The sequence below is a fragment of the Mycobacterium sp. AT1 genome (assembly GCF_002043095.1).
GTDB lineage: Bacteria > Actinomycetota > Actinomycetes > Mycobacteriales > Mycobacteriaceae > Mycobacterium.
In genome coordinates this window covers 77,938-100,757 of record NZ_MVOC01000011.1, presented here as the reverse complement: position 1 = coordinate 100,757, position 22,820 = coordinate 77,938, and the positions used below count along the sequence as shown (strand labels likewise).

General features: G+C 65.9%; 22 protein-coding genes. 10 read left to right on the top strand and 12 right to left on the bottom strand.

Translation table 11 applies throughout. The annotated features are described in order from the left end of the window. Positions 1 to 10: 10 nt before the first annotated feature. The 6 genes from gyrB to dnaA all read right to left on the bottom strand — a co-directional run bounded on the left by gyrB (position 11) and on the right by dnaA (position 8,182). Positions 11 to 2,035 (bottom strand): DNA topoisomerase (ATP-hydrolyzing) subunit B, encoded by a 2,025-nt coding sequence (gene gyrB, locus B1790_RS06715; protein ID WP_079922439.1) that lies wholly within the window; start codon positions 2,033 to 2,035, stop codon positions 11 to 13. A 220-nt stretch (positions 2,036 to 2,255) separates the two neighbouring features. Continuing rightward, on the bottom strand, positions 2,256 to 2,825 hold the full coding sequence (locus B1790_RS06710; protein WP_079922438.1) for a DUF721 family protein: 570 nt from the start codon (positions 2,823 to 2,825) through the stop codon (positions 2,256 to 2,258). Next, positions 2,822 to 3,982: a DNA replication/repair protein RecF gene (recF, locus tag B1790_RS06705; RefSeq protein ID WP_079922437.1), complete on the bottom strand. Its 1,161-nt coding sequence runs from the start codon at positions 3,980 to 3,982 to the stop codon at positions 2,822 to 2,824. Before recF ends, B1790_RS06710 begins: the two co-directional genes overlap by 4 nt. A 39-nt stretch (positions 3,983 to 4,021) precedes the next feature. Beyond that, complete coding sequence (gnd, locus tag B1790_RS06700; RefSeq protein ID WP_079922436.1) at positions 4,022 to 4,915, bottom strand: phosphogluconate dehydrogenase (NAD(+)-dependent, decarboxylating); 894 nt, start codon at positions 4,913 to 4,915, stop codon at positions 4,022 to 4,024. Between the two features lie 31 nt (positions 4,916 to 4,946). After that, complete coding sequence (gene dnaN / locus B1790_RS06695) at positions 4,947 to 6,146, bottom strand: DNA polymerase III subunit beta (protein WP_079922435.1); 1,200 nt, start codon at positions 6,144 to 6,146, stop codon at positions 4,947 to 4,949. Between the two features lie 551 nt (positions 6,147 to 6,697). Continuing rightward, positions 6,698 to 8,182, bottom strand: coding sequence for a chromosomal replication initiator protein DnaA (gene dnaA, locus B1790_RS06690; RefSeq protein WP_079922434.1), 1,485 nt, complete (start codon positions 8,180 to 8,182; stop codon positions 6,698 to 6,700). A gap of 569 nt (positions 8,183 to 8,751) precedes the next feature. Here dnaA and rpmH point away from each other — a divergent pair. The 9 genes from rpmH to B1790_RS06645 all read left to right on the top strand — a co-directional run bounded on the left by rpmH (position 8,752) and on the right by B1790_RS06645 (position 15,118). Next, entirely contained in the window at positions 8,752 to 8,895 is a 144-nt protein-coding gene (gene rpmH / locus B1790_RS06685; protein ID WP_079922433.1) for a 50S ribosomal protein L34, read from the top strand. A 32-nt stretch (positions 8,896 to 8,927) separates the two neighbouring features. Continuing rightward, complete coding sequence (gene rnpA / locus B1790_RS06680; protein ID WP_079922432.1) at positions 8,928 to 9,287, top strand: ribonuclease P protein component; 360 nt, start codon at positions 8,928 to 8,930, stop codon at positions 9,285 to 9,287. Then, entirely contained in the window at positions 9,284 to 9,574 is a 291-nt protein-coding gene (yidD, locus tag B1790_RS06675) for a membrane protein insertion efficiency factor YidD (RefSeq protein WP_079922431.1), read from the top strand. The genes rnpA and yidD overlap by 4 nt, the downstream gene beginning before the upstream one ends. 43 nt (positions 9,575 to 9,617) lie before the next feature. Beyond that, positions 9,618 to 10,715, top strand: coding sequence for a membrane protein insertase YidC (gene yidC, locus B1790_RS06670; protein ID WP_198951933.1), 1,098 nt, complete (start codon positions 9,618 to 9,620; stop codon positions 10,713 to 10,715). Positions 10,716 to 10,784: 69 nt separating this feature from the next. Further along, positions 10,785 to 11,312 carry a R3H domain-containing nucleic acid-binding protein gene (locus B1790_RS06665; protein ID WP_079922429.1) on the top strand — a complete coding sequence of 176 codons (528 nt, stop codon included), beginning with the start codon at positions 10,785 to 10,787 and terminating at the stop codon, positions 11,310 to 11,312. A 65-nt stretch (positions 11,313 to 11,377) separates the two neighbouring features. Then, positions 11,378 to 12,127, top strand: a complete 750-nt coding sequence (rsmG, locus tag B1790_RS06660; RefSeq protein WP_198951931.1) for a 16S rRNA (guanine(527)-N(7))-methyltransferase RsmG — start codon at positions 11,378 to 11,380, stop codon at positions 12,125 to 12,127. Then, on the top strand, positions 12,124 to 13,125 hold the full coding sequence (locus B1790_RS06655; protein WP_233164970.1) for a ParA family protein: 1,002 nt from the start codon (positions 12,124 to 12,126) through the stop codon (positions 13,123 to 13,125). Before rsmG ends, B1790_RS06655 begins: the two co-directional genes overlap by 4 nt. Positions 13,126 to 13,150: 25 nt before the next feature. Beyond that, positions 13,151 to 14,149 carry a ParB/RepB/Spo0J family partition protein gene (locus B1790_RS06650; RefSeq protein WP_079922427.1) on the top strand — a complete coding sequence of 333 codons (999 nt, stop codon included), beginning with the start codon at positions 13,151 to 13,153 and terminating at the stop codon, positions 14,147 to 14,149. A gap of 219 nt (positions 14,150 to 14,368) precedes the next feature. Beyond that, positions 14,369 to 15,118 carry an acetyltransferase gene (locus tag B1790_RS06645; protein ID WP_079922426.1) on the top strand — a complete coding sequence of 250 codons (750 nt, stop codon included), beginning with the start codon at positions 14,369 to 14,371 and terminating at the stop codon, positions 15,116 to 15,118. A gap of 6 nt (positions 15,119 to 15,124) precedes the next feature. On the opposite strand, the gene B1790_RS06640 is transcribed toward B1790_RS06645, so the two are convergent. From B1790_RS06640 to B1790_RS06625, 4 genes are all read right to left on the bottom strand, one after another. Beyond that, positions 15,125 to 16,324 carry an N-acetylmuramoyl-L-alanine amidase gene (locus B1790_RS06640; RefSeq protein ID WP_079922425.1) on the bottom strand — a complete coding sequence of 400 codons (1,200 nt, stop codon included), beginning with the start codon at positions 16,322 to 16,324 and terminating at the stop codon, positions 15,125 to 15,127. A 96-nt stretch (positions 16,325 to 16,420) separates the two neighbouring features. Next, positions 16,421 to 16,756, bottom strand: coding sequence for a thioredoxin (trxA, locus tag B1790_RS06635; RefSeq protein WP_079922424.1), 336 nt, complete (start codon positions 16,754 to 16,756; stop codon positions 16,421 to 16,423). A gap of 43 nt (positions 16,757 to 16,799) precedes the next feature. After that, a complete protein-coding gene (gene trxB, locus B1790_RS06630) occupies positions 16,800 to 17,750 on the bottom strand; it encodes a thioredoxin-disulfide reductase (RefSeq protein ID WP_079922423.1) in 951 nt (316 codons plus the stop codon). Positions 17,751 to 17,820: 70 nt separating this feature from the next. Beyond that, the gene (locus B1790_RS06625) at positions 17,821 to 18,096 is read right to left on the bottom strand and encodes a hypothetical protein (protein WP_079922422.1); all 276 of its coding nucleotides are present in this window, start codon (positions 18,094 to 18,096) and stop codon (positions 17,821 to 17,823) included. Between the two features lie 104 nt (positions 18,097 to 18,200). On the opposite strand from B1790_RS06625, the gene B1790_RS35215 reads away from it, so the two are divergent. Beyond that, positions 18,201 to 18,512, top strand: a complete 312-nt coding sequence (locus B1790_RS35215) for a hypothetical protein (protein ID WP_233164969.1) — start codon at positions 18,201 to 18,203, stop codon at positions 18,510 to 18,512. A gap of 3 nt (positions 18,513 to 18,515) precedes the next feature. On the opposite strand, the gene sigM is transcribed toward B1790_RS35215, so the two are convergent. Both sigM and murJ read right to left on the bottom strand, forming a co-directional pair. After that, positions 18,516 to 19,091: an RNA polymerase sigma factor SigM gene (sigM, locus tag B1790_RS06615; RefSeq protein ID WP_079922421.1), complete on the bottom strand. Its 576-nt coding sequence runs from the start codon at positions 19,089 to 19,091 to the stop codon at positions 18,516 to 18,518. A gap of 133 nt (positions 19,092 to 19,224) precedes the next feature. Beyond that, entirely contained in the window at positions 19,225 to 22,815 is a 3,591-nt protein-coding gene (murJ, locus tag B1790_RS06610; protein WP_079922420.1) for a murein biosynthesis integral membrane protein MurJ, read from the bottom strand. Between the last annotated feature and the right edge of the window lie 5 nt (positions 22,816 to 22,820).

Sequence of the window (22,820 nt, the reverse complement as noted above, 5' to 3'; positions counted from 1 at the left end):
ATACTGGCCGTTAAACGTCAAGGAAGCGAACGTCTCTGGCGTTGCGGGTGATGAAGCTGCGGCGCGCCTCGACGTCTTCACCCATCAGCACGGAGAACAGTTCGTCGGCCGCAGCGGCGTCGTCCAGGGTGATCCGACGCAGCACCCGCGCCGACGGATCCATCGTGGTCTCCCACAGTTCCTTGGCATCCATCTCACCGAGGCCCTTGTACCGCTGGATGCCGTCCTCGGTGTTGATCCTGCGACCGGCTGCCTTGCCCGCCTCCAGCAATCCGTCGCGCTCGCGGTCGGAATAGGCGAACTCGGGCTCGCTGCGCTGCCACTTCAACTTGTAAAGCGGCGGCTGCGCGAGGAAGACGTGGCCATTCTCGATGAGCGGCTTCATGAATCGGAACAACAGGGTCAGCAGCAGCGTGGAGATGTGCTGACCGTCGACGTCGGCGTCGGCCATCAGCACGATCTTGTGATACCGCAGCTTGGCGATGTCGAACTCGTCGTGGATGCCGGTGCCCAACGCGGTGATGATCGCCTGGACTTCGGTGTTCTTCAGCACCCGGTCGATGCGGGCCTTCTCGACGTTGATGATCTTGCCGCGCAACGGAAGGATGGCCTGATACATCGAGTCGCGACCACTCTTCGCCGAGCCGCCGGCCGAATCGCCCTCCACCACATACACTTCCGACAACCGCGGATCGGTCGAGCGGCAGTCGGCCAGCTTGCCGGGCAGGCCACCGATGTCGGTTGCGCTCTTGCGGCGCACCAACTCTCGCGCCTTGCGGGCCGCCATCCGGGCCTGCGCCGACTGAACGGCCTTGTTCAACACCGTCTTCGCCTCGGCCGGGTTGGACTCGAACCAGTGGCTGAGCTGCTCGTTGCAGATCTTCTGGACGAATGACTTGACCTCGGTGTTGCCGAGTTTGGTCTTGGTCTGGCCTTCGAACTGCGGGTCGCTGACCTTGACCGAGATGACCGCCGCCAAACCTTCACGGATGTCGTCGCCGGTGAGGTTGGGTTCCTTCTCCTTGAGCAGCTTCTTGTCTCGCGCCCACTTGTTGACCACGGTCGTCAACGCGCTGCGGAAACCCTCTTCGTGCGTACCGCCCTCGTGGGTGTTGATCGTGTTGGCGAAGGTGTGCACCGACTCGGAATAGCCTGCGTTCCACTGCATTGCAATCTCGACCTCGTGGCCGGGACCCTTGCCGTCGAAGTCGATGATGCTCTGCTGGATCGGCGTCTTGGTGCGATTGATGTGCTTGACATAGTCGACCAGACCGCCCGGGTAGTGGAAGGTGCGGTGCTTGACCTTGTGCGGGGCCTTGGCCTCCGCCTCCTTCTCGTCCGCGGACTTCGGCGCTTCCGCCGTGTCGCTGACCACGTCGTCCACGACGTCTTCGGCGGTGACGCGCTCGTCGATCAGGTCGATGGTCAGGCCCTTGTTGAGGAACGCCATCTCCTGAAGCCGGCGCGCGACGGTCTCGAAGTCGTAGACGGTGGTCTCGAAGATCTCCGGATCGGCCCAGAACCGGATGGTGGTGCCGGTCTTCTTCGACGGACCACCCTGCTTCAGGGTGCCGGGTACCGAGCGGTCGTAGTACTGGAACCACTCGTAGCCGTCGCGAAGGACGGTGGCCTCGAGCCGGGTCGACAATGCGTTGACGACGGAGACACCGACGCCGTGCAAACCACCACTGACGTTGTAACCGCTGTTCTCGCCACCGAACTTGCCACCGGCGTGGAGTTGGGTCATGACGACGTCGATAGTGGGCACCCCGGTGGCGTGCATCGCGACCGGAATGCCGCGGCCGTCATCGGTGACCTGAACACTGCCGTCGCCGAGAATCTTGACGTCGACCCTGGTGGCGTGACCGGCCATCGCCTCGTCGATCGCGTTGTCGACGACTTCCCAGACCAGGTGATGCAAGCCGCGCTCACCCGTGGAGCCGATGTACATGCCCGGTCGTTTGCGGACCGCCTCGAGACCTTCGAGAATGGTGATCGATTCAGCGCCGTACTCAGTATTGTTCTGGGCAGCCACGTTGGACGCGTCTCCTTGGGGTTCACGTGCGGGAGGGGCGATGCGCTCCTCGCGAGTCTTCCGCCAGTCTACCTTTACCCACCGTCAGGACCGACTCTGAGGCGACGGTTTCATGTACCTAAATGAGCCGTGCGCGGAATTTCTCAGCCAACCACGCGTCCCGACGACCGAACGTGGGGTTGCGCACGTTGTCGGCGCTCTCAGATCGCGCCGGAATCGGCTATCCGTAGGTGTCGCGCGGACCACGGCCCGGCACGTTGTACTTACCCTTGCGCCACGTCGGGGCAGCGGGACCCACGATCTTCAGGCTGGTGACGACGCCGTCGCCGACGGCCGCCGCGATCTTGGCCAACAACTGGGGCTGCACCATCCGCAGCTGAGTGGCCCACGCGGTGGACTCGGCCTCCACTGTCAGAATCCCGTCCCGCAGCGTCGTGGGGTTCGCGTGCTCGGCGATCTGCTCGCCGACGACGCTCTCCCACTGTCCAAACACCGAACCCTCGGCAACCTTCGACGCCCACCCTCTGCTCTTCGCCAACTGCGACGTCAACGAGCCAAGCGTCTGCGGATCCCGCGAATCCGGCCCTGGCCCCGACCATCTCCGCCGGCCACCGCGATTCGGAACCCGCTTCGACGACGTCGACGTCCGCCCGTGCCCGACGTCCTTTCCTTGACTGCGCGCCGCGCCGCGAGCTTCCTCAAGCGTCCGGCGGACCAGGTCCATACCCCTGATGTGCGCGAGTTCGGGCGGTGGACCCTGGGCGTCGGCATCATCCGTCGGATCGCTCACTCGGTCACCTCCGACAGTCGACCGGAGTCGTCGTCGCGCATTCCGACGACGATCCTGCGGGCATCCCAATCCTGGGGGATGTCCTCGGCCACCGCGGCGGTCACCAGCACCTGCTCGGCCGACGAGGCCACCTCGACCAGGGCACGTCGACGTGCGTTGTCGAGTTCGGCGAACACGTCGTCGAGCAACAACACCGGATCCGACCCCTCCGACCGAAGTAGTTCATAGGCAGCCAATCTCAACGACAGCGCCGTCGACCAGGACTCACCGTGACTGGCAAATCCCTTCGCGGGTTGATCCCCGAGACGCAACTCCAGATCATCCCGGTGGGGACCGACAAGGCAGACACCACGTTCCAACTCCGCGGACCTCTTTCGGGCCAGCTCGTCGAGGAGTCCCACCTCGAAGACCTCGACACTCGGTGTACCGGTCGCGGCTTCTTCCTCTACGGCTTCCACCGAACTGCGATACCTGATCGACGCGGGTCGCGACGCTGGCGCCAGCAATTGATAGGCCTTCTCGACTTCCGGGGCCAGCATGTTGACCAGGGCGACCCGGGCGGCAATGAGCCGCGCTCCGTGCGCCGCGAGATGACCGTCCCACACGTCGAGTGTCTCGAGAGCGCTCGAGTCGCCCCGAAAGCGCGCTCCCGCAGCGGATTTCAGAAGTGCCGCCCGCTGCCGAAGAACCTTGTCGTAGTCCGCTCGCACCCCTGCCACCGACGGTCGTCGGGTGGTGGCGAGCTCGTCGAGGTACCGACGGCGTTCACCGGGGTCGCCACGGACCAACGCCAAGTCCTCCGGGGCGAACAGCACCGCGCGAATGGCGCCGAGAATCTCCCGGGCGCTGCGCACGGGGGAGCGGTTGAGCCGCGCCTTGTTCGCCCGTCCGGCGGTGATCTCGAGGTCGACCGCCAACTCCCGGCCCTCGTTCACCACGATGGTCGAGACGATCGCGCGATCGGCTCCCGCTCTAATCAGCGGTGCGTCGGCACCCACCCGGTGGGATCCCAGAGTCGACGAATACCACAGGGCCTCAACGATGTTCGTCTTGCCGAAGCCGTTGGGGCCGACGAAGACCGTCCGCCCCGGCTCCAGCAGCAACTCGAGTCGTGACCAGGACCGAAAATCGGTCAGACCCAGTTGACGTACGTACACCTAGCCGCCTCGCACCGCTTCATCGTCGAACTCAAGGACTCAACCCGACTCGTGGATCCGCTGGACCGCGTGGCCGCCGAACTGGTTCCGCAGCGCCGCGACGGCCTTCATAGTCGGCGAATCATCTTGTCGGGAAAGGAATCTCGCAAACAGGGACGCCGCAATTGCGGGAACCGGGACACGGAGCCGAATGGCTTCCTCGACGGTCCAGCGACCCTCGCCCGAATCGTCGGTGTAACCCCGAATCTCCGCGAGCTTCGGATCCTCCTTGAGCGCCTTGGCGAGCAGCTGTTGCAGCCACGACCTGACCACGGTCCCGTTGGACCACGCCTGATAGACCGCCTGCGGACTCTTGATCAGGTCTGACGCGGCGAGCAATTCGTAACCCTCGCCGTAGGCGGTCATCATGGCGTACTCGACGCCGTTGTGAACCATCTTGGCGAAGTGACCTGCCCCGACGGGACCGGCGTGCACGAAGCCGTCTTCCCGCGGTCCTGGCGGACGGAGCGTGTCGAAGATGGGCATGACCTTTTCCACGTCGGCGTCGCTGCCGCCGACCATCAGGCCGTACCCCTCGGTGAGACCCCAAATGCCGCCGGACACACCGGCGTCGACGAAGCCGATGCCCTTCTCCGCCAGCAACGCGGCGTGCGGTCCGTCTTCGGTGTAACGCGAGTTGCCACCGTCGACGACCATGTCACCCGGGCTGAGAACCTCGGCGAGACCGGCGATGGTCCCGGTGGTGATGTCGCCCGAGGGCACCATCACCCACACCACGCGCGGCGCGGTCAGCGCCGCGGCAAGCCCGGCTAGATCGGGAACGTCGGTCACCTCGGGCCGAGGGTCGTAGCCGATCACTTCGTGGCCGCCCTTGCGAAGGCGTTCCCGCATGTTGAAGCCCATTTTGCCGAGACCGACCAACCCGAGTTGCATGTACGCCTCTATTTCGTGGTGCTAGGGCCGGTCACCCTGGAAGGCGAACCGGCATCAACAGATACACGTAGTCGGTTTGGGCGGCCGGGAACGGACCGCTCGCACCGACATGCGAATCATCATCACCCGCCGGACGCAACACTGCGGGACGGCTGGATGTCGTGAAACCGAACGTCACCTTCGGAGTGTGCAACGAACCGAGCCCATCGGTGAGGTACGTCGGGTTGAACGCAATGGTCAACGGCTCACCGGAGAACTCCACCGGCAGGTCCTCCTCCGCGCGACCCACGGCGTCTTCGCCACCGGCGGTCAGCCGCAGCGAGTCCTCGGTGAACTCCATCCGGACCTGGGCACCGCGGTCGGCAACCAGCGCAACACGTTTGATCGCCTCGGTCAGCTCGGCGACGCCAACCGTGGCGACGGCGGTGTGTTCGGCCGGCAGGAGTTGACGGAACTTCGGGAATTCGGCGTCCAGCAGGCGACTGGTGGTGCGCTTGCCGTTGCTTCGAATGCCAAGCAGTCCCTCCTTGCCAACGGCCGCACCAGCCCCGAGGGACAGGTGGACGTCGGCACCGTCACTACCGGCCCTGGCCGCCTCGGCGAGTGTCTTCGCAGGAACCAGGACGGCGGCCTCGATGTCCGCGGTGTTCGTGGTCCACGTGAGCTCGCGCACGGCAAGACGGAATCGGTCGGTCGCCGCCAGCACGACCTTGTCGCCGGAGATCTCCACCCGAATGCCCGTCAGCATCGGCAGCGTGTCGTCACGGCCGGCCGCGACGGCTACCTGACCAATGGCCTGGGCGAACAAGTCGGATGCCACAACGCCGGTTTCCTCGGGCAGCTGCGGCAGCGTGGGGTAGTCCTCCACGGCCATGGTGGGAAGCGAGAACCGGGCGCTGCCGCAGGTCAGTGAAACCCTGGTGCCTTCGACGGTGACGTCGACCGGCTTGGCAGGCAGCGACTTGGTGATGTCGGACAACAGCCGCCCTGAGACGAGAACGCTTCCAGGAGAAGCTATTTCAGCGGCAACCCGGACCTCGGCCGAAACTTCGTAGTCGTAGCCGGAGATGGTCAAACCGTCCTCGGAGCCGGTCAGCAGCACACCCGAGAGCACCGGCACGGTCGGCCGCGTCGGAAGGATGCGGGCAACCCAGGCCACGGCGTCCGCGAAGTCTTCGCGCACCAGCCGAAACTTCAGATCGGTACCAATTGTCGTCGTCGCCGCGTCCATAGCGTCCCCTTCGGTAAAACCCACCACTTGCACGAGCAGCGGATCTACGGGTGTCTTACGGACATTTCACCACGCTGCGGTTCGACGACCGTTCCGGTTGTCGAAGACCCACCGTAGAGCCTCCGGCCTCAAGTTGAAAGCTAATCCATCTGGGTGACAAGCGCCCCGCCAGGGCGGTTCTCTGGACGGCCCACAGGGCGCGTTCCCCAGGTGCTTCTTTTAAAGAAGGAAATAGATTGATAGATGAGTAACAGTAATAGGTGCTGTGCAACCTGTGGATCGAGGCGTTGGTTGGCAGGTCGGAGGCGGTGTCCGCTCGTGCGTCACTCGTGGACTACCTACGTGTGTAATTCGGCGGGCTGTGGACGGCTGGCTCGAGTGTGGACGACGCCGCCGGAAGTCGGTGATTGGTCCACGGCTTGTGCACGAGTAGTCCACGAGCAATTCATGTGACTCGTGGTGCGAACGAGGCAGAAGATTCTCGAATTTTGGGCGCACGACAGCACCAAACGTGACTCGAAAGGTGGGGAGGAAGAGGCTGCGGGCGACGGTCAGCGCTTGGAGCGCTGACGGATCCGCGTCGTGAGTTCCTTGACGTGGTCGAAGATCTCACGCTTCTGCGCCATCTCGCCGCGAATCTTGCGCTCGGCGTACATGACCGTGGTGTGGTCACGGCCGAAAGAATGACCGATCTTCGGCAGCGAGAGATCGGTGAGCTCCCGGCACAGGTACATCGCGATCTGACGAGACTGTGCCAACGCACGGGTCTTACCGGGCCCACGAAGCTCTTCGATGGTGATCTCGAAGTACTCGGCAGTGGCGGCCATGATGGTGGCGATGCTGATCTGCATCGAGTTCGCATCGGAGATCAGATCGCGCAGCACGATCTCGGCGAGCGTCTTGTCGATCGCGGCCTTGTTGAGAGACGCGAATGCGGTGACGCGGATGAGCGCGCCCTCGAGCTCGCGGATGTTGCGTTCGATGCTGCTCGCGATGAGCTCCAGAACGTCGTCCGGCACGTCCAGACGGTCCATCTGCGCCTTCTTGCGCAGGATGGCGATTCGCGTCTCCAGCTCGGGCGGCTGAACGTCGGTGATCAGACCCCACTCGAACCGGGTCCGCAGGCGATCTTCCAGCGTCGCGAGCTGCTTCGGCGGACGGTCCGAGGAGATGACGATCTGCTTGTTCGCGTTGTGCAGCGTGTTGAACGTGTGGAAGAACTCCTCCTGGATGCCTTCCTTGCCCTCGATGAACTGAATGTCGTCGACCAGCAGCACGTCGATGTCTCGGTAACTCCGTTTGAACGACGCCTTGCGGTCGTCGCGGAGGGAGTTGATGAAGTCGTTGGTGAACTCTTCGGTCGAGACGTACTTCACCCGCATGCCGGGAAACAGTCGCTGGGCGTAGTTGCCGGCCGCGTGAAGGAGGTGTGTCTTGCCGAGGCCGGACTCGCCCCAGATGAACAGCGGGTTGTAGGCGCGGGCCGGGGCCTCGGCGATCGCGAGGGTGGCAGCATGGGCGAATCGGTTCGACGAGCCGATGACGAAGGTGTCGAAGGTGTACCGACGGTTGAGACTCACGTCGTTGGTTGTCGGAGAATTCTGGGCCCGATTGGTGAAGTACGCCGGCCAGCTGGCCTCGGCGCTGGCAAGAGCTTCTTCGTCCTCGTCGACCTCGTCGGCGTCGTGGAGGGCGTCGGCACGAATCTCGTCGTCCCGCTCGGAGTCAGGGGCGGGGGTCTCGACGCGCACGCCGAGTTCGATCCGCTGCCCGCCGAGATGGCGGCTCAGACTCGCGATGATCGGCTCCCGAAGGTGCCGTTCGATCTCGTTCTGAACGAATGGCGTGGGAACCGACAGCAGAGCAAACCCTTCGGCGATGACGAGGGGTTTGACCAGCTTGAGCCAGGCTCGTTGCTGCGCGGTGAGGTTTGGGGAAGTGAAGCCCGGTGTGGCGTCGGAGGGCACGTCACCGTTGAGTTCCGCAACGACGTCGTTCCAGATTGCGACGAACGGCGGGTCGGCGTCTGCTGTCAACGGAGAAGTTCCCCCTCGTGGCCAGACAGGGTTGGCCGAATAGACAATGACCGAGTGTCCACATGGTTATCCACAGTTTGTGGATAACCGACACCGGTCGTTGTGTCGTTGCTTTCTTGCGCGGAGGCGGCCTTGCCGGGGCTCGTCACGGTGCTCGAGTACACCATGGGCTCGCGGTTGGGCTGCCATCCTCGATTCTTCGTCCAGCGCCGTCTCGGTCTGAGATGGCCTTGGCAGAAGCTAACAGGTTTATTGCTGGGTGCCAACAGTTCTGCAACATTGCGGTGACCGTCTGACGGCGCGTGTATTCAATGGTGACAGGTGTGAACCGTGTGGCGAAATCGGGAGTCGGATCGGACCTGGAGAAGCAGGTTTGACCTAGGGAAATCTCGTCAGTACCCTCGAACAGTCGCCCGAACGTGGCGATACGGCTGCGACTCGGATTCTCGGGTTAACGCGCCGGAGCTAGCAAGCGAGACCAACGAAGCGTACGTACCGCGGCTGCTTCCAGACGGACATGTTCTCATGTGCGCGAGGGGAGTAGTCGCACACATTGAGGAGATATAGCCGTGGCCAAGGGCAAGCGGACGTTTCAGCCGAACAACCGGCGCCGTGCCAAGGTGCATGGCTTCCGGCTGCGGATGCGCACGCGCGCAGGCCGCGCCATCGTGTCGGGCCGGCGTACTAAGGGCCGTCGCTCACTCACTGCGTGATCCTGCTCTGATCCACAGCAGGGTGTAGACAGGTGCTTCCGGCCCAGTACCGGATGACGAGATCGACAGACTTTGGATTGACCGTCCGTCGTGGCGTACGAGCAGCGCAACCCGACATCGTGGTGCATGCGTTGAAGGCCAGCGGCGACGAGTCTGAATCTCCGAAGATTGGATTGGTCGTCAGCAAGTCCGTCGGCCCTGCAGTCGTGCGGCATCGAGTCTCGCGGTTGTTGCGGCATGTGGCCCGTGGCGTCCTCGACGACTTGGGCCCAGGTGACAAAGTGGTGATCCGCGCTCTTCCGAGTAGTAGCCGGGCGGTGTCGTCCCGTCTGGACGAAGAGCTGCGAACCGCGTTGCGGCGGGTGAACTCCAGCGCAGGAGCGCGCCGATGAGTGGCAGCCGAATCTCCGGAGCCTTGGCGCGTGGGGCCATCGCCGTCGTCGAGCTCTACCGAAACATGATTTCCCCCTACCGGCCGCCTTCGTGCCGGTTCACCCCAACGTGCAGTGAGTACGCCGTCGACGCACTCCGCGAGTACGGGTTGGTGCGGGGGGCTTGGTTGTCCTTGGTGCGACTGGCCAAATGTGGTCCGTGGCACCCAGGTGGATGGGATCCGATCCCGGAGCGACGTGAGGTGGCATCCGATGCCACGACGCTGAGGAGCGATTCGTTTGTTTAATTGGTTCAGTCTCGACGTCATCTACTACCCGGTCTCCGCGATCATGTGGGTTTGGTACAAGGCGTTCGCCTTCATCCTCGGCCCGGAGAACTTCTTCGCCTGGGGCTTGACGGTGATGTTCCTGGTCTTCACGCTCCGCGCGATTCTGTACAAGCCGTTCGTCCGCCAAATCCGGACGACCCGCCAGATGCAGGAGTTGCAGCCACAGATCAAGGCGCTGCAGAAGAAGTACGGCAAGGACCGCCAGCGGATGGCGCTGGAGATGCAGAAGCTGCAGAAGGAACACGGGTTCAACCCGATCCTCGGCTGCCTCCCGATGCTGGCGCAGATCCCGGTGTTCATCGGGCTCTACCACGTGCTGAACTCCTTCAACCGGACGCAGACCGGCTTCGGGCGGTTGGGGCTGACGGTCGAGGAGAACCGGTCGCTCGGCAACTACGTATTCAGTGCCACCGACGTCGGCCACTTCCTGGATGCCCACTTGTTCGGTGCGCCGCTGGGTGCCTCGATGATTCAGACGGTCGGCCTTGGGGCGTTCGAGGAGTTCGACCGCGCGGCGGTGATCGCAGTGGGTGTGCCACTGATGATCCTGGCCGGTGTCGCCACTCACTTCAACAGCCGCGCCTCGGTGGCAAGGCAGAGCATCGAGGCTGCCGCCAATCCGCAGACCGCGATGATGAACAAGCTGGCGCTGTACGTGTTTCCGCTCGGCGTCGTCGTCGGCGGTCCGTTCCTGCCGCTGGCCGTGATCCTGTACTGGGTGGCCAACAACATCTGGACCTACGGGCAGCAGCACTACGTGTTCGGCCGGATCGAGAAGGAAGAGGAACTCAAGAAGGAAGAGGATTTGGCGCGGCGTGCGTCGAATGCTCCGGCCCCGGGTTCCAAGCCGAAGGTCAAGCGCAAGCGTCCGCAGACGGCCGCAGCCGACAACGCGGCGAAGGCCGCTGCCGAACGTGAACTGACGGACTCCACCGGCGAGGAGATCGACGCCGTGGAGGACGTCGACTCCGGCAGTGCGCGACCGGCGGGCGGATCGACTCCTGCGTCCAACGGCAAGCCCACCGCACCCAAGGCGGGCAGCGCGGCGAATCGTGCGCCAAGGCGCACCAACAATCGGCCCAAGAAGCGACGGCCCTGACAAGTACCCGAATCAGTTCGGCCCGCAGCGGCCACTGATGCATGTCGAAGCACGGAGGTAAGGACGAAGATGACTGACGCTGATACGACCGAACGGACCGACGTCGAGGACGATGCGCCCAAGTCGGAGAACCTGGAAGACCGCTTGGTCAACGAGGGAGAGATCGCGGGGGACTACCTCGAGGAGCTTCTCGACCTACTCGACTTCGACGGTGACATCGACCTCGACGTGGAGGGCGATCGCGCGATCGTCAGCATCGACGGCGGCAGCGACCTGGCGAAGCTCGTCGGTCGGAAGGGCGAGGTGCTCGACGCCCTCCAGGAGCTGACGCGGTTGGCCGTGCACCAGAAGACCGGCGAGCGGAGCCGGTTGATGTTGGACGTGGCGCACTGGCGCCGTGGCCGCCGTGACGAGCTGGCCGCCCTCGGGGACAAGGTGGCTCGGCGCGTGCTGGCCAGCGGCGAGCGCGAAGAGCTGTCGCCGATGACCCCCTTCGAGCGGAAGATCGTCCACGATGCAGTCTCGGCGGTTGACGGTGTGCGGAGCGAGAGCGAAGGCGCGGAGCCCTCGCGGCGCGTTGTCGTCTTGCCTGCCTGACCGAACGAGTTACAACCATGTAGTTCGATCGCGGCGCCGGGCGGCGGAATCGGAGGATGTTTCACGTGAAACATGGTGAAGCGCCACCGGCGCCGGACGCGGCCGCCGCGTTCTTCGGGGACCGCTTGCCGGTGGCCGAGGAGTATGCGGCGATTCTGGCCGGCGCCGGTATCGAGCGCGGTTTGATCGGTCCCGGCGAAGTCGACCGCCTGTGGGATCGGCACATCCTGAACAGCGCCGCCATCGGCGAGCTGATGACGCCAGGGCAGCGGATCGCTGACGTAGGCAGCGGCGCCGGCTTGCCTGGCATTCCACTGGCGCTGGCACGACCAGACGTCAGTGTCATTCTGGTGGAGCCCCTTCTACGCCGGGCGGACTTCCTGTCGGAGGTCGTCGAACTCCTGGGCCTCTCCGCCGTCGTGATTCGCGGGCGGGCCGAGGAGCGCGCCGTGCGGGAAGCTGCGGGGGACATAGACGTCGTCACGTCGAGGGCAGTCGCGGCGCTCGACAAGCTGACGCGTTGGTGTCTACCGCTCCTCCAACCCGGAGGGCGCATGCTCGCCATGAAGGGCGAGCGAGCCAGCTCCGAGGTTCAAGAGCACCGCCGGGCGATGATCTCGTTGGGTGCCGCCGACGTGAAGGTGATGGAATGTGGCGTGACCTTTTTGACTCCACCCGTAACCGTGGTCGTGGCGGTGAAGGCGAGTCGGCCGGCGGGGCCGGCAAGCAGGTCCGGCGCGCCGCACCGAAAGTCCGCGAAAGCCCAGGATCGACGAGCACCACGGCCCGACGGGCCGACGAGGAGAAGCAAGTGAAACCACGGCCAACTGGCGAGGTAAAGACATCCGGGGGCATCCCGGCGAGCGCACCCCGCAATGTTTCACGTGAAACATGGTTGCCGCCGGCGGAGGAACCCTGGAAGGAGCCGACGGCCGCGGACACCCCGATCGGCGCCGAAGCGGAGCGCGCGGTGCGCATCTTGCACAAGCAGGGTCAGCACCTGAGGCGCCCCCCGCGCCAGCGCGTGTTCACGATCGCCAACCAGAAGGGCGGCGTCGGGAAGACGACCACCGCCGTGAACGTCGCCGCCGCCCTCGCCTTGCAGGGACTGAAGACTCTCGTCATCGACCTTGACCCGCAGGGCAACGCCAGCACCGCACTGGGGATCGAACATCGCCCGGGGACCCCGTCGTCGTACGAGGTGTTGATCGGAGAAATCACCCTGGAGTCGGCACTTCAGCAGAGTCCGTACAACGAGCGGCTCTACTGTGTGCCCGCGACGATCGACCTTGCCGGTGCCGAGATCGAACTCGTCAGCATGGTCGCCCGCGAGGGCCGCCTACGGAACGCGCTCGCCTCTCTGCAGGAGTACGACTTCGACTACGTCTTCATCGACTGCCCGCCGTCGCTCGGCCTGCTCACGATCAACGCACTCGTCGCTGCACCGGAAGTGCTCATCCCGATCCAGTGCGAGTACTACGCCCTCGAGGGAGTGGGCCAGCTGCTCCGCAACATCGAGATGGTGAAGGCCCATCTGAACCCGCTTCTGGAGGTCACCACCGTCGTCCTCACCATGTACGACGGACGAACGAAGTTGGCCGACCAGGTCGCCGACGACGTGCGGGCGCACTTCGGCGCGAAGGTGCTCCGAACCGTCATCCCGCGCAGCGTGAAGGTGTCCGAGGCACCTGGATACGGCATGACGATCCTCGAGTACGACCCGGGGTCGCGGGGTGCGATGAGCTATCTCGACGCCAGTCGGGAGATCGCCGACCGGGCACACGGCGCAACTAATCCTCAGGTTGGCCAGTGAGCGTCCGCACGAATAGGAGAAGAGCATGACTCCGCCGCCCAAGCGAACCGGACTCGGCCGCGGTCTCGCGTCCCTGATCCCCACCGGCCCGAGTGACGACAAGGGCAGCATGGGTCCCGCGATGGGAGCCGCGGCGGCCGACGTGATGTACGGGGGAGCGCCGACCGCGCCGGCCACACCCGCCGTCGAACCCGTCGGTGACGTGGGCGCCGTGTACCGCGAAATCGACCCGGCGGCCATCGAACCCAACCCCAAGCAGCCGCGGCAGGTGTTCGACGGGGAAGCACTCGCCGAGCTCGTTCACTCGATTCGCGAATTCGGTCTGATGCAGCCCATCGTGGTGCGCGCCGTCGACCCCGTGGAAGGCAATCCGCGCTACCAACTGGTGATGGGGGAGCGGCGCTGGCGCGCGGCACAAGAAGCCGGCTTGGCAGCGATCCCGGCCATCGTCCGCGAGACAGCCGACGACAGCATGCTGCGCGACGCCCTGCTGGAGAACATCCACCGGGCCCAGCTGAACCCGTTGGAAGAGGCCGCGGCCTACCAGCAGCTGCTGGAAGAGTTCGGCGTCACCCACGAGGAACTCGCCGTACGGATCGGGCGGTCACGACCGGTGATCACCAACATGATCCGGCTGATGCGACTGCCGGTCGCGGTGCAGCGCCGGGTGGCGGCGGGTGTGCTGTCCGCCGGACACGCGCGTGCCCTGCTGGCACTGGAGAGCGGCGCCGAGAAGCAAGAGGAATTGGCAGCCCGCATCGTGGCGGAGGGCCTGTCGGTCCGCGCCACGGAGGAGGCGGTGACGCTTGCCAACCGGGACGGCGTACAGGACTCGACTCCGGCCCAGCGGCGCAAGCCGATTCAGATGCCGGGACTGCAAGATGTTGCCGAGCGGCTGTCATCGGCCTTCGACACCCGGGTCTCGGTGAGCCTTGGCAAACGCAAGGGCAAGATCGTCGTGGAGTTCGGGTCGGTCGACGATCTGCAACGCATAGTTGACCTTATGAACGCGGCGAACCCATGACCTACCACAAGCGGTAATTACGTCACTGTGACAAAGCGACGAATCGAGACCGGGCTCGTCGCGGCCTAGAGGAGCAGATCTCTTGCGCACCAACATGATTCGCGTTCTGCGGGAGCCCGGTGTGCCGTTTCGGGATCAACGTGGGCCGCACTCGCCGCGCTCTCCTATTCTGGAGGGGAAGCCACGTCCGGCCGGCCCACATGAAACGCGGAGAGTCTAGTGTCAGCACGAATCACGCCGCTGCGGCTCGAAGCATTTGAGCAATTGCCCAAGCACGCGCGGCGCTGCGTGTTCTGGGAAGTCGACCCATCGACGCTGCCGGTCGAGGATCACCTCGCCGATCCAGAGTTCGAGAAGGAAGCCTGGCTTTCCATGGTCATGCTGGAATGGGGTTCCTGCGGGCAGATGGCCGTGGCCTGCGAACCGGATCAAGCGGACTTCACCGCCTCGGCGTCCAGCGGTGACGAACACTGCCTGGGGTTCGCGTTCTACGCCCCGCCGCGGGCTGTCCCACGCGCGGCGCTCTTTCCGACCGGACCGGTCAGTGCCGACGCCGTGTTGTTGACGACGGTCGGCGTCGAATCCGGAGCCGAGGGGGAGGGCCTCACCCGCGCGTTGATGGCCGCCGTCGTCGGAGACTTGGTTCGCCGTGGCGTGCGTGCGTTGGAGGCGTTCGGACGGACGGCGGCATCCGCCGAACTCACCGGTCCAGAGTCGGTGTCACCCAACCTTCGCTCGGCGATCCAATCACTCGGTGACTGCTCGGCCGACCAGTGCATCATCGACGCCGACTTCCTCGCAGACGTGGGCTTCGAGGTCGTCGCCCCCCATCCGTACTTTCCCCGGATGCGGCTCGAACTCGAGCAGGGGCTGGGCTGGAAGGCCGACGTCGAAGCGGCGCTGGAAAAGCTGTTGGTGAGCGCGCAACTGCAGCAGCCGGTGGGAGCCGGCGCCAGCCGCTGTATCTGAGATGGATCAGGCCTGCGCGGCGCGACCGGCGGACTGTTCGACAGACCGCTCGTGCGCCAGCAGTTCGGCGAAGGTGAACGTGCCCGTCGGGCGGTCGTTCTTGCCGAGCAGGTACAGCCGCTTGACGGCCGCGAGGATGCCCTCGGACAGGGAATCCCTGGCCTGAGCCGACACCAGCAGGTCGCGGTCGTGTGGATTGGTGATGTAGCCGACGTCGATCTGCACGGTCGGCATTCGGGTCAGGCGAAGCAGGTCCCACGTCCGGCCATGCGTACGGCAGTCACGTAACCCGGTGCGGGCCACCAATTCTCGTTGCACGAAGTCGGCAAGGTTGCGACCGATCGTCGACACCGACCCGTGGGCGTTGCCGAAGTGGAAGGACGCGACGCCGTTGGCGGGGGAGTCGGGCAGCGAAGCGCACCGAAGGCTGATCATCAAGTCCGCACCGACCGTGTTGGCGGTCTCCGCGCGCTCGGCGTCGGTCAAGCTGCGACCAACCGGCCGCGACAGGAACGTCTCCATTCCGATCGCCGCCATCCGGCCCTCGAGCCGACTTGCCAAGTCCCACAAGATGTCTGCTTCGCTGATCGGCCCGTCCGGACCGTTCATGATGAGCCCGTGGTCGTCGCCGCCGCGGCCCGGATCGATGATGATGCGCTTGCCCGACAGCCGGGGACCGGAGCGACGGACGAGCTCCTCCTCGCGGATGGCGTGCAACGAACCGCCGGTCACCCGCGAACCCAGAAAGTACAAGGAGCGCAACGTTTCTGGGCCACAGATGCCGTCGGGGTACAGACCGTACTCCCGCTGATAGGACATCAGACCGTTGTGCGTCTGCAGCCCGAAGTGGCCGTCGACGAGGTCGGTGTAGAAGCCAAGGTCCTGCAATCGCGCCTGAAGAGTCGCGACGTCGTCGCCGTACATCGGCGCACCGAACTGGTGGGCCAGCGTCCGGGCGCCAAGGCGGTACGAGGCTTCCTTCAACGCTCGATAGGTGGCCTCACCCACGACGCCGTCGACGAGCAGACCGCGGCGCTGCTGGAAGGCGCGGACCGAGTGGTCGAGGTCGTCGTCGAACACGTCGAACGCCACGTGTTTGCCAGTCGTGATGTCGTCGTCGGGGCTGTCGATCATGCCCAACGCCGCAAGCGCCGACCGAATCTCGACGACCGAGGCTCCCCGATCGCCGCGGCGCAGACTAGACATGACCAGAATTGTCGCAGACGGAGTCGCTAATGCAGAAACCTCCAGGCCAGTCGGGAGCCGGGTGTGTCCGATCCGATGGGAACGGTGCGACCGCGATTAGACCACGTCAGACAGCTCGCGGAGCAGCGCTGCCTTGCCCTTGCTGCCCACGATGCGCTTCACCGGCTCGCCGTCCTTGAACAGGATCAACGTCGGAATCGACACCACCTGGAAGTCACGCGCGGTGCCCGGGTTGGCGTCGACGTCGATCTTGGCCACGGTGAGCGCGCCAGCCTTCTCGGTGGCGATCTCCTCCAGGACGGGTGCGATCATCTTGCACGGGCCGCACCAGGACGCCCAGAAGTCCACCAGAACCGGGGTGCTGCTGGAGAGGACGTCCTCGGAGAACGAGTCGTCGGTTACGGCAACGGTTGCGCTGGTCTTGTCGCTCATGTGGTGCTCCTGTCTGAGAGGGGTGGGCTGAAGGGGTGGAACGTCACCAGTTGTCGGCGATTTGGTGGCCGGTGAGCCACCGCTCGACGTCGATCGCCGCCGAACAGCCGCTGCCGGCGGCGGTGATGGCCTGCCGGTAGGTGTGGTCGACCAGGTCGCCGCAGGCGAAGACGCCGTCGACCGAGGTGCTGGTGGTGCGGCCCTTGACCTTGACGTAGCCCTCGTCGTCGAGGTCGACCTTGCCGCTGACCAGGCCCGAGCGGGGATCGTGTCCGACCGCGACGAACACGCCGGTCACGGCCAGCTTGGACTCTTCGCCGGTGACGGTGTCCGCCAAACGGAGGCCGGTCACCTTGGGCTCGCCCTCGACCTGGGTGACCGCGGTGTTGGTCAGGAACGTGATCTTCGGGTTGTCCTTGGCGCGGTCGAGCATGATCTTCGATGCACGGAACTCGTCGCGACGGTGAATCAACGTGACGTGATTGGCGAACTTGGTGAGGAAGATCGCCTCCTCCATCGCGGAGTCGCCACCGCCGACGACGGCGATGTCCTGGTCGCGGAAGAAGAAGCCGTCACACGTGGCGCAGGTGCTGACGCCGGTGCCGATGCGCTCCATCTCGCCGGGGACCCCGAGCTGGCGGGCGGCTGCACCCATCGCGAGGATGACCGACTTGGCCTGAAACGTCTCGTCGCCGACGGTGACCGTCTTGACCGGGCCGTCCAGGTCGACGTCGTCGACGTCCTCCATGCGCAGGTCGGCCCCGAACCGGAGCGCCTGTTCGCGCATTTCCTCCATCAGTGCAGGACCGGTGATGCCGTCCTTGAAGCCGGGGTAGTTCTCCACCTCTGTCGTCGTCATCAGCGCGCCACCGAACTGCACGCCTTCGAAGACCAGTGGATGGAGTTGCGCACGCGCGGCATACACGGCCGCTGTATAACCAGCAGGACCGGAGCCGATGATGATCACGTCGTGAACGGTGTTCGAGGAAGTCATTTCCGCCTTTCTGCGTACGCCTATAACACCAGCGTAAGCCCGGGTGTTCCAGGCGCGACTCGGGGACGCGTCATGGAGTCGGCGGAGGGGCCGAGCGCAGCGTGGCGCCGATCGTCGCCGTGACGTCGGCGGGGACGTCCGGAGCCGAGGCTGAGTCCACTCCTAGGGCCGACAGGTGGCGCCTGACGCGATCCAGGGCGGCCAGCTGGGCCTTGACGGCTGGATCGGTGCGAACCCGCCGACGCAGCTGGGCCGCGGTTCGGTCGTCGAGCAGCCCGGCTTGCAGGTCGGCGAGGAGGTCGACCGTGACGGGGAACTCGTAGCGATCGTCCGCAGCGTCGTGCACCTGGTCAGTGTCGCACCGGCCTCCGACGCCGGACCCTGGGAACGTCCTTTCGCTAGCCTGGGAAGAAGAGGATGCTGGGTAGGACGACCACGAACGAGGCTGACATGCGCAATCTTCACCGGATACTGGTGATCGGTGCGGTCGGCGTCGCGTCGGCGACCGGCTTGCTGGCCATGGACGTAGCCACGACGCCGCAGACGAACGTGCTGGCCTGCGACATGAACATCGTCCCGTACGACCCGTATCACCAGACCTGCGGAATCCCGAACCAGATTCCGACCGCGCCTGGCCAGGCGCCGGGGGCGGGGGCGATCATCGCGTGTCGCAACATCCCCGGTTGCCTGTCGCAGGCCGTCAACGGGCCGCAGTTCGTGGCCGTCCCACGCCCGGACACCAGGGTGCGCCAGAGCCGCTAGCCGCTACGGCCGAACGGTTGGGGCGGGGTCGTCGTAGTACTCCAGCGTCTTGGCCAGCTTGGCTCGCGCCCGCGAACAGCGACTCTTCACGGTGCCCTCCGGTACGCCAAGCAACCGCGCGGTCTCCGCGACCGAGTAGCCCTGCATGTCGACCGCGACGACCACGGCCCGCTGCTCGAGCGGCAGTCGGAGCAGGGCGCGTTCGACGGCGAGCACCGTGTCGACGCGGGTGGTCGGATCGCCGAGGTGACAGACCTCGTCGTCCAGCGCCGTGACGGGATGAGACTTGTTGCGGCGCAGCCGATCAAGGCACGCGTTGACGACGATGCGGTAGAGCCAACTGCTGACCGACGCGTCGTGCCGAAAGGTTGGTGCCGTGCGGTGCGCGGACAGCATCGCATCTTGGAGCGCGTCGGCGGCGTCTTCGCGGTTGTGGCTGGTGATCCGTGCCAGCCGGTGGAGCTGCCGATGGTGGCGGTGGAAGAGCTCCGCAAAGGCGTATCGATCTCCGTCGACGTGCGCAACGAGCAACTCCGCATCCGTCCGCTCGGCACCGGCGACTTCTCCGCAGCTCCCCACAAACGAACACTAATCAACGCCAGGCACCCGTCCCCGCACCTCTTGTCGCGGGGACGCCCCTTGGGCGCACCCCACCCCGTTGAACTGCGGAGACGACGACCGCAGCCGGCCGCCGGGACCTGGGGACAACTCGTCAGGAAGCGGGCTTGAGCGTGATGTTCGACAGTGCGGACTCGCTCTTGCCGTTCACCGAGCCGAGCGTGGTGATCCACACCAGCACATTCGAGACGGGCTGCGGGTCGGTGACGGTGATCGTGTTCGACCCCGTCTTCATCGGAGTGGGAGGGCTCAGCTCGGTCGTGTCGTCGAGCGTCGCCGGGGTGGCCGATTGAGACGACCGGATCTGAATCGAGGTACCGGTGCTGTTCAGGTCGATCGACACGGACCCGATTGCGGTCGGCTGTGGCAACTGCAGCATCAGCCCGACGCCGTTCTTGAAGTTGGGGAACGGCACCGCGTCGCTGTAGGTGTCGGTCTGCCACGCCGACGTGGTGCTGCCGTCGATCGCCTTGCCGGCGTCGGCGGGGTTGTCGGCCTCGCCACCCGGCGAGAACACCGTCGCGCGAACGGGTTTCACGCTACCGGCGCTCGGATCGCTGGTGGTGCTGGTCGACGGGGTGTTGAGTCCAAGCTCGTCCTTGTCCAACGGGCCGCCGACGTCGCTGAACACACCGCGCAACACCGTTGCCAGCACGATGAGGGCGACCACCAGGATCGAGCCCGCCACGGCGGCACCGATCAACACGCCCTTCTTGCGTCGGGACTTGGCCTCCGGATCGTCGTCGCCGGCGTCGCGGTGTCGAGTCCCGGCAGCTTCCGCTTCGTTGATCGGTGCGATCAACTCGGTGCGATCGGCAACGGCGGTGGCCTGTTGCAACAGGTTGAGCAACGTCGGTGCGGATCGGATGCCGCCGTTCTCCTGCACCGCGCGCACGGCGGCCGCAGAGATCTGGAACGGGATGTCGCGATCCACCGTGCGGGGCTCGACCGGTTCGCCCGCGGCGTCGAGGTCGGCGGCCTCCATGCCACCGCGCTCGGTCGAACCGGGGATTGGCCACCGGTTGACCAGCAGGGCGTACAGCACCGCGCCGATGCCGCGGATGTCGTCCTCCGGCGTCGCCGACGGCAGGGTGGCGGGGAACGCCAGCACGACGTCGCCGTCGATGCTGACCCGGACCCGGCCGGGATGGTCGACGGACAGGGCGACCCCGGAACGGTGCGCAGCCTCGGCCGCCGCGGCCAGGGACTGAACGGCGCGAGCGCCGCCAATCGCCGACGGGGACGTCTCGGCGACCTCGGCGAGCGAACCTCCGCGAATCCACTCCGAGACGACGAGACCGCCGGAACCGGTCCTGGAGACGTCGAGGACTCGTGCGACGCCGGGAGCGTCGAGCGAGCTCAGTCGCTGGGTGCGGGACAAGATCTCCGACAGCTCGTCGTCGGGCAGGACGGCGTCGGGGTCGACGAACGTCAGCGCCACCTGGCGGTCAAGGGCGGTGTCCATCGCATGCCAGAACTGAAGCTGCGGGGGGCCGCCATGGAACACCAGCAGGCGGTAGCGCCCGGAGGCGATCGTGGCGCCGGGGATCAGGTGGATGTCGTCGTCGCCGGTGGCCGCCTCGATGGCCGGTTCGTTCGGCATGCCTGCCGACACCGGCTCTCTCGTCGGGTCGCCGCCGTAATCAGCGGGCGGCCGCCCCGAGGGCGGCAGATGGGACTCGGCCGGGACGTCCGGTTGGAAGTCGTCGGCGCTCTGACGGGGAATGCGAGTGGTCGAGCCTGCGTCGGGCGTTGAACCGCCCGCCGGGTCGTCGCTCACCGCTTGTCCTCTCCGAAGCCCGTCTCCGACAACTCCTGCCGGAGGTTCGCCGTCCCACCTCGGCGCCGGCCCATATTGACGCGGCCGCAACGGAGATGAACTGCTGTGATCAGCGTACGGGAGGGGCATACCCGGTCGCGGTGGGCCGGGAATCCTCGGCGGCGGTGTCACCGGCGTCGTAGCTGCTCCGCGGCCCAGTCGCCGTCGAATCGCACCCGCTGCGGCCTGCGCGTCGGGCACCTTGGCCGCGAGCAAGACCGCGGCGATGACTGGCAACATGATCAGCCCGAGGATGGTCAGCCGCAGGAGGGAGCCGCCGCCACCGTGGTTCTCGGTCAACGCCCCGAGACCCAGCAGCCGGTCGGCGAGGTGCCCGATCAGGCCGGCCGCCAGGGACCCCGCCACGGTGACGAGGACCGTCCGCACGACGTCGAGGTTGATCATCCTGCCGCCCGGCGGCTTGAGATTGGCCCGCAACATGACGTGACCGACGATGGCGCCGGCCAGGAAGCCGAGGCCGTTCGCAAACCCGAGGTAGCCGGCGACGAGCTCGGGGTCGTCGGTGAGGTGCGGCGCCGCCAGCGAGGCGATGATCTTGACGGCGGTGATCACCACGACCAGCACGATCGGCGTCCACGGTTGCTCCCTGGCGTAGAAGACGCGCGTCTGCAGCAGCACCATCGCGTAGGGGAGCAGGGTGAACGACGACAGCGCGATCGCGTGGCCCATGCTGCCGGCGTCGGCGTCGCTGAACCTCCCGTAGGCGAACAGCGCGCTGCCGATGGCCGGGCCGGCGACCGTCATGAAGGCGACGACGGGGATGAGCGTCAGCATGGTGAGGCGCGTCGCGAAGTTGATGTCGGCGAGCACGGCGGGCTGGTCGTCGGCGGCGGCGTTGCGGGACAGCCGCGGCATCACGACGGTCAGCACCGTCACGCCGATGATGCCGAACGGAAGCTGCAGGACCAGCCACGCGTAGTTGTAGACGGCGGGCCCGGACGCCGCCGCGGTGCTGGCGATCTGGTTGCCGACGACCAGGCCGGCCTGACTGATCAGGACGTAGAGCACCATCGCGGCGGCCATCCCGCCGAACTTCTTGAGCCGGTCGTCGAGACCCCACAGCGGGCGCAGGCTGACCCGCTCCCGCCGAATGGCGACGAACAGGACAGCGGTCTGCGATACGACGCCGAGGGTGGTGCCGATGCCAAGGACCAGAAGCTTGGCGGTGCCCATCGCGACGGGGTCGAGCGACAGTTCACCCGGCACCGCGACGAACACGCCGAGCGTGCCGATCGCCACCACGTTGTTGAGGACGGGTGCCCACGCCGGTGGCCCGAACACGTTGCGGGTGTTCAGGATTGCCATGAACACCGAGGACAGCCCGTAGAAGATGATCTGCGGCAACAACAGATACGCGAACGCGGTGGTCAGCTCGCGGTCGACCTTCGGATCGCCGCCGAGCATCAGCCGGACCAGCAGCGGAGCGGCCACCACCGACACGATCGTCGCGACGAGCAGCAAGGCCGTCGACAGCGTCAGGAGCCGTCGGACGAACGCGGTGCCGCCGTCGGCGTCGTCACGCTCGGCGCGGGCCAGTACCGGCACGAAGATTGCGGTGAACGTCGCCTCGAGCACTAGCGCGGCGATCAGGTTGGGCAGCTGGTTGGACACCGAGAAGGCGCTCAGCAGCGACCCGCCGAGGATCGTCGCCAACAGCACGATGCGGATGAAGCCGGTGATGCGACTGATCAGCGTGGCCAGCGCCATGCCCCACGACCGTGAGACCACCGCGGCGTCGGTCAGTTCGGGTCTGCCGGCGCGACGGCGCGGCGCAGGCCCCTGCGGGATGCGTCGCGGCGCCTGCGGGGGTCTCGGTGCGGGCCCCGGCGGCCTAGTGGTGCTCATTGGTT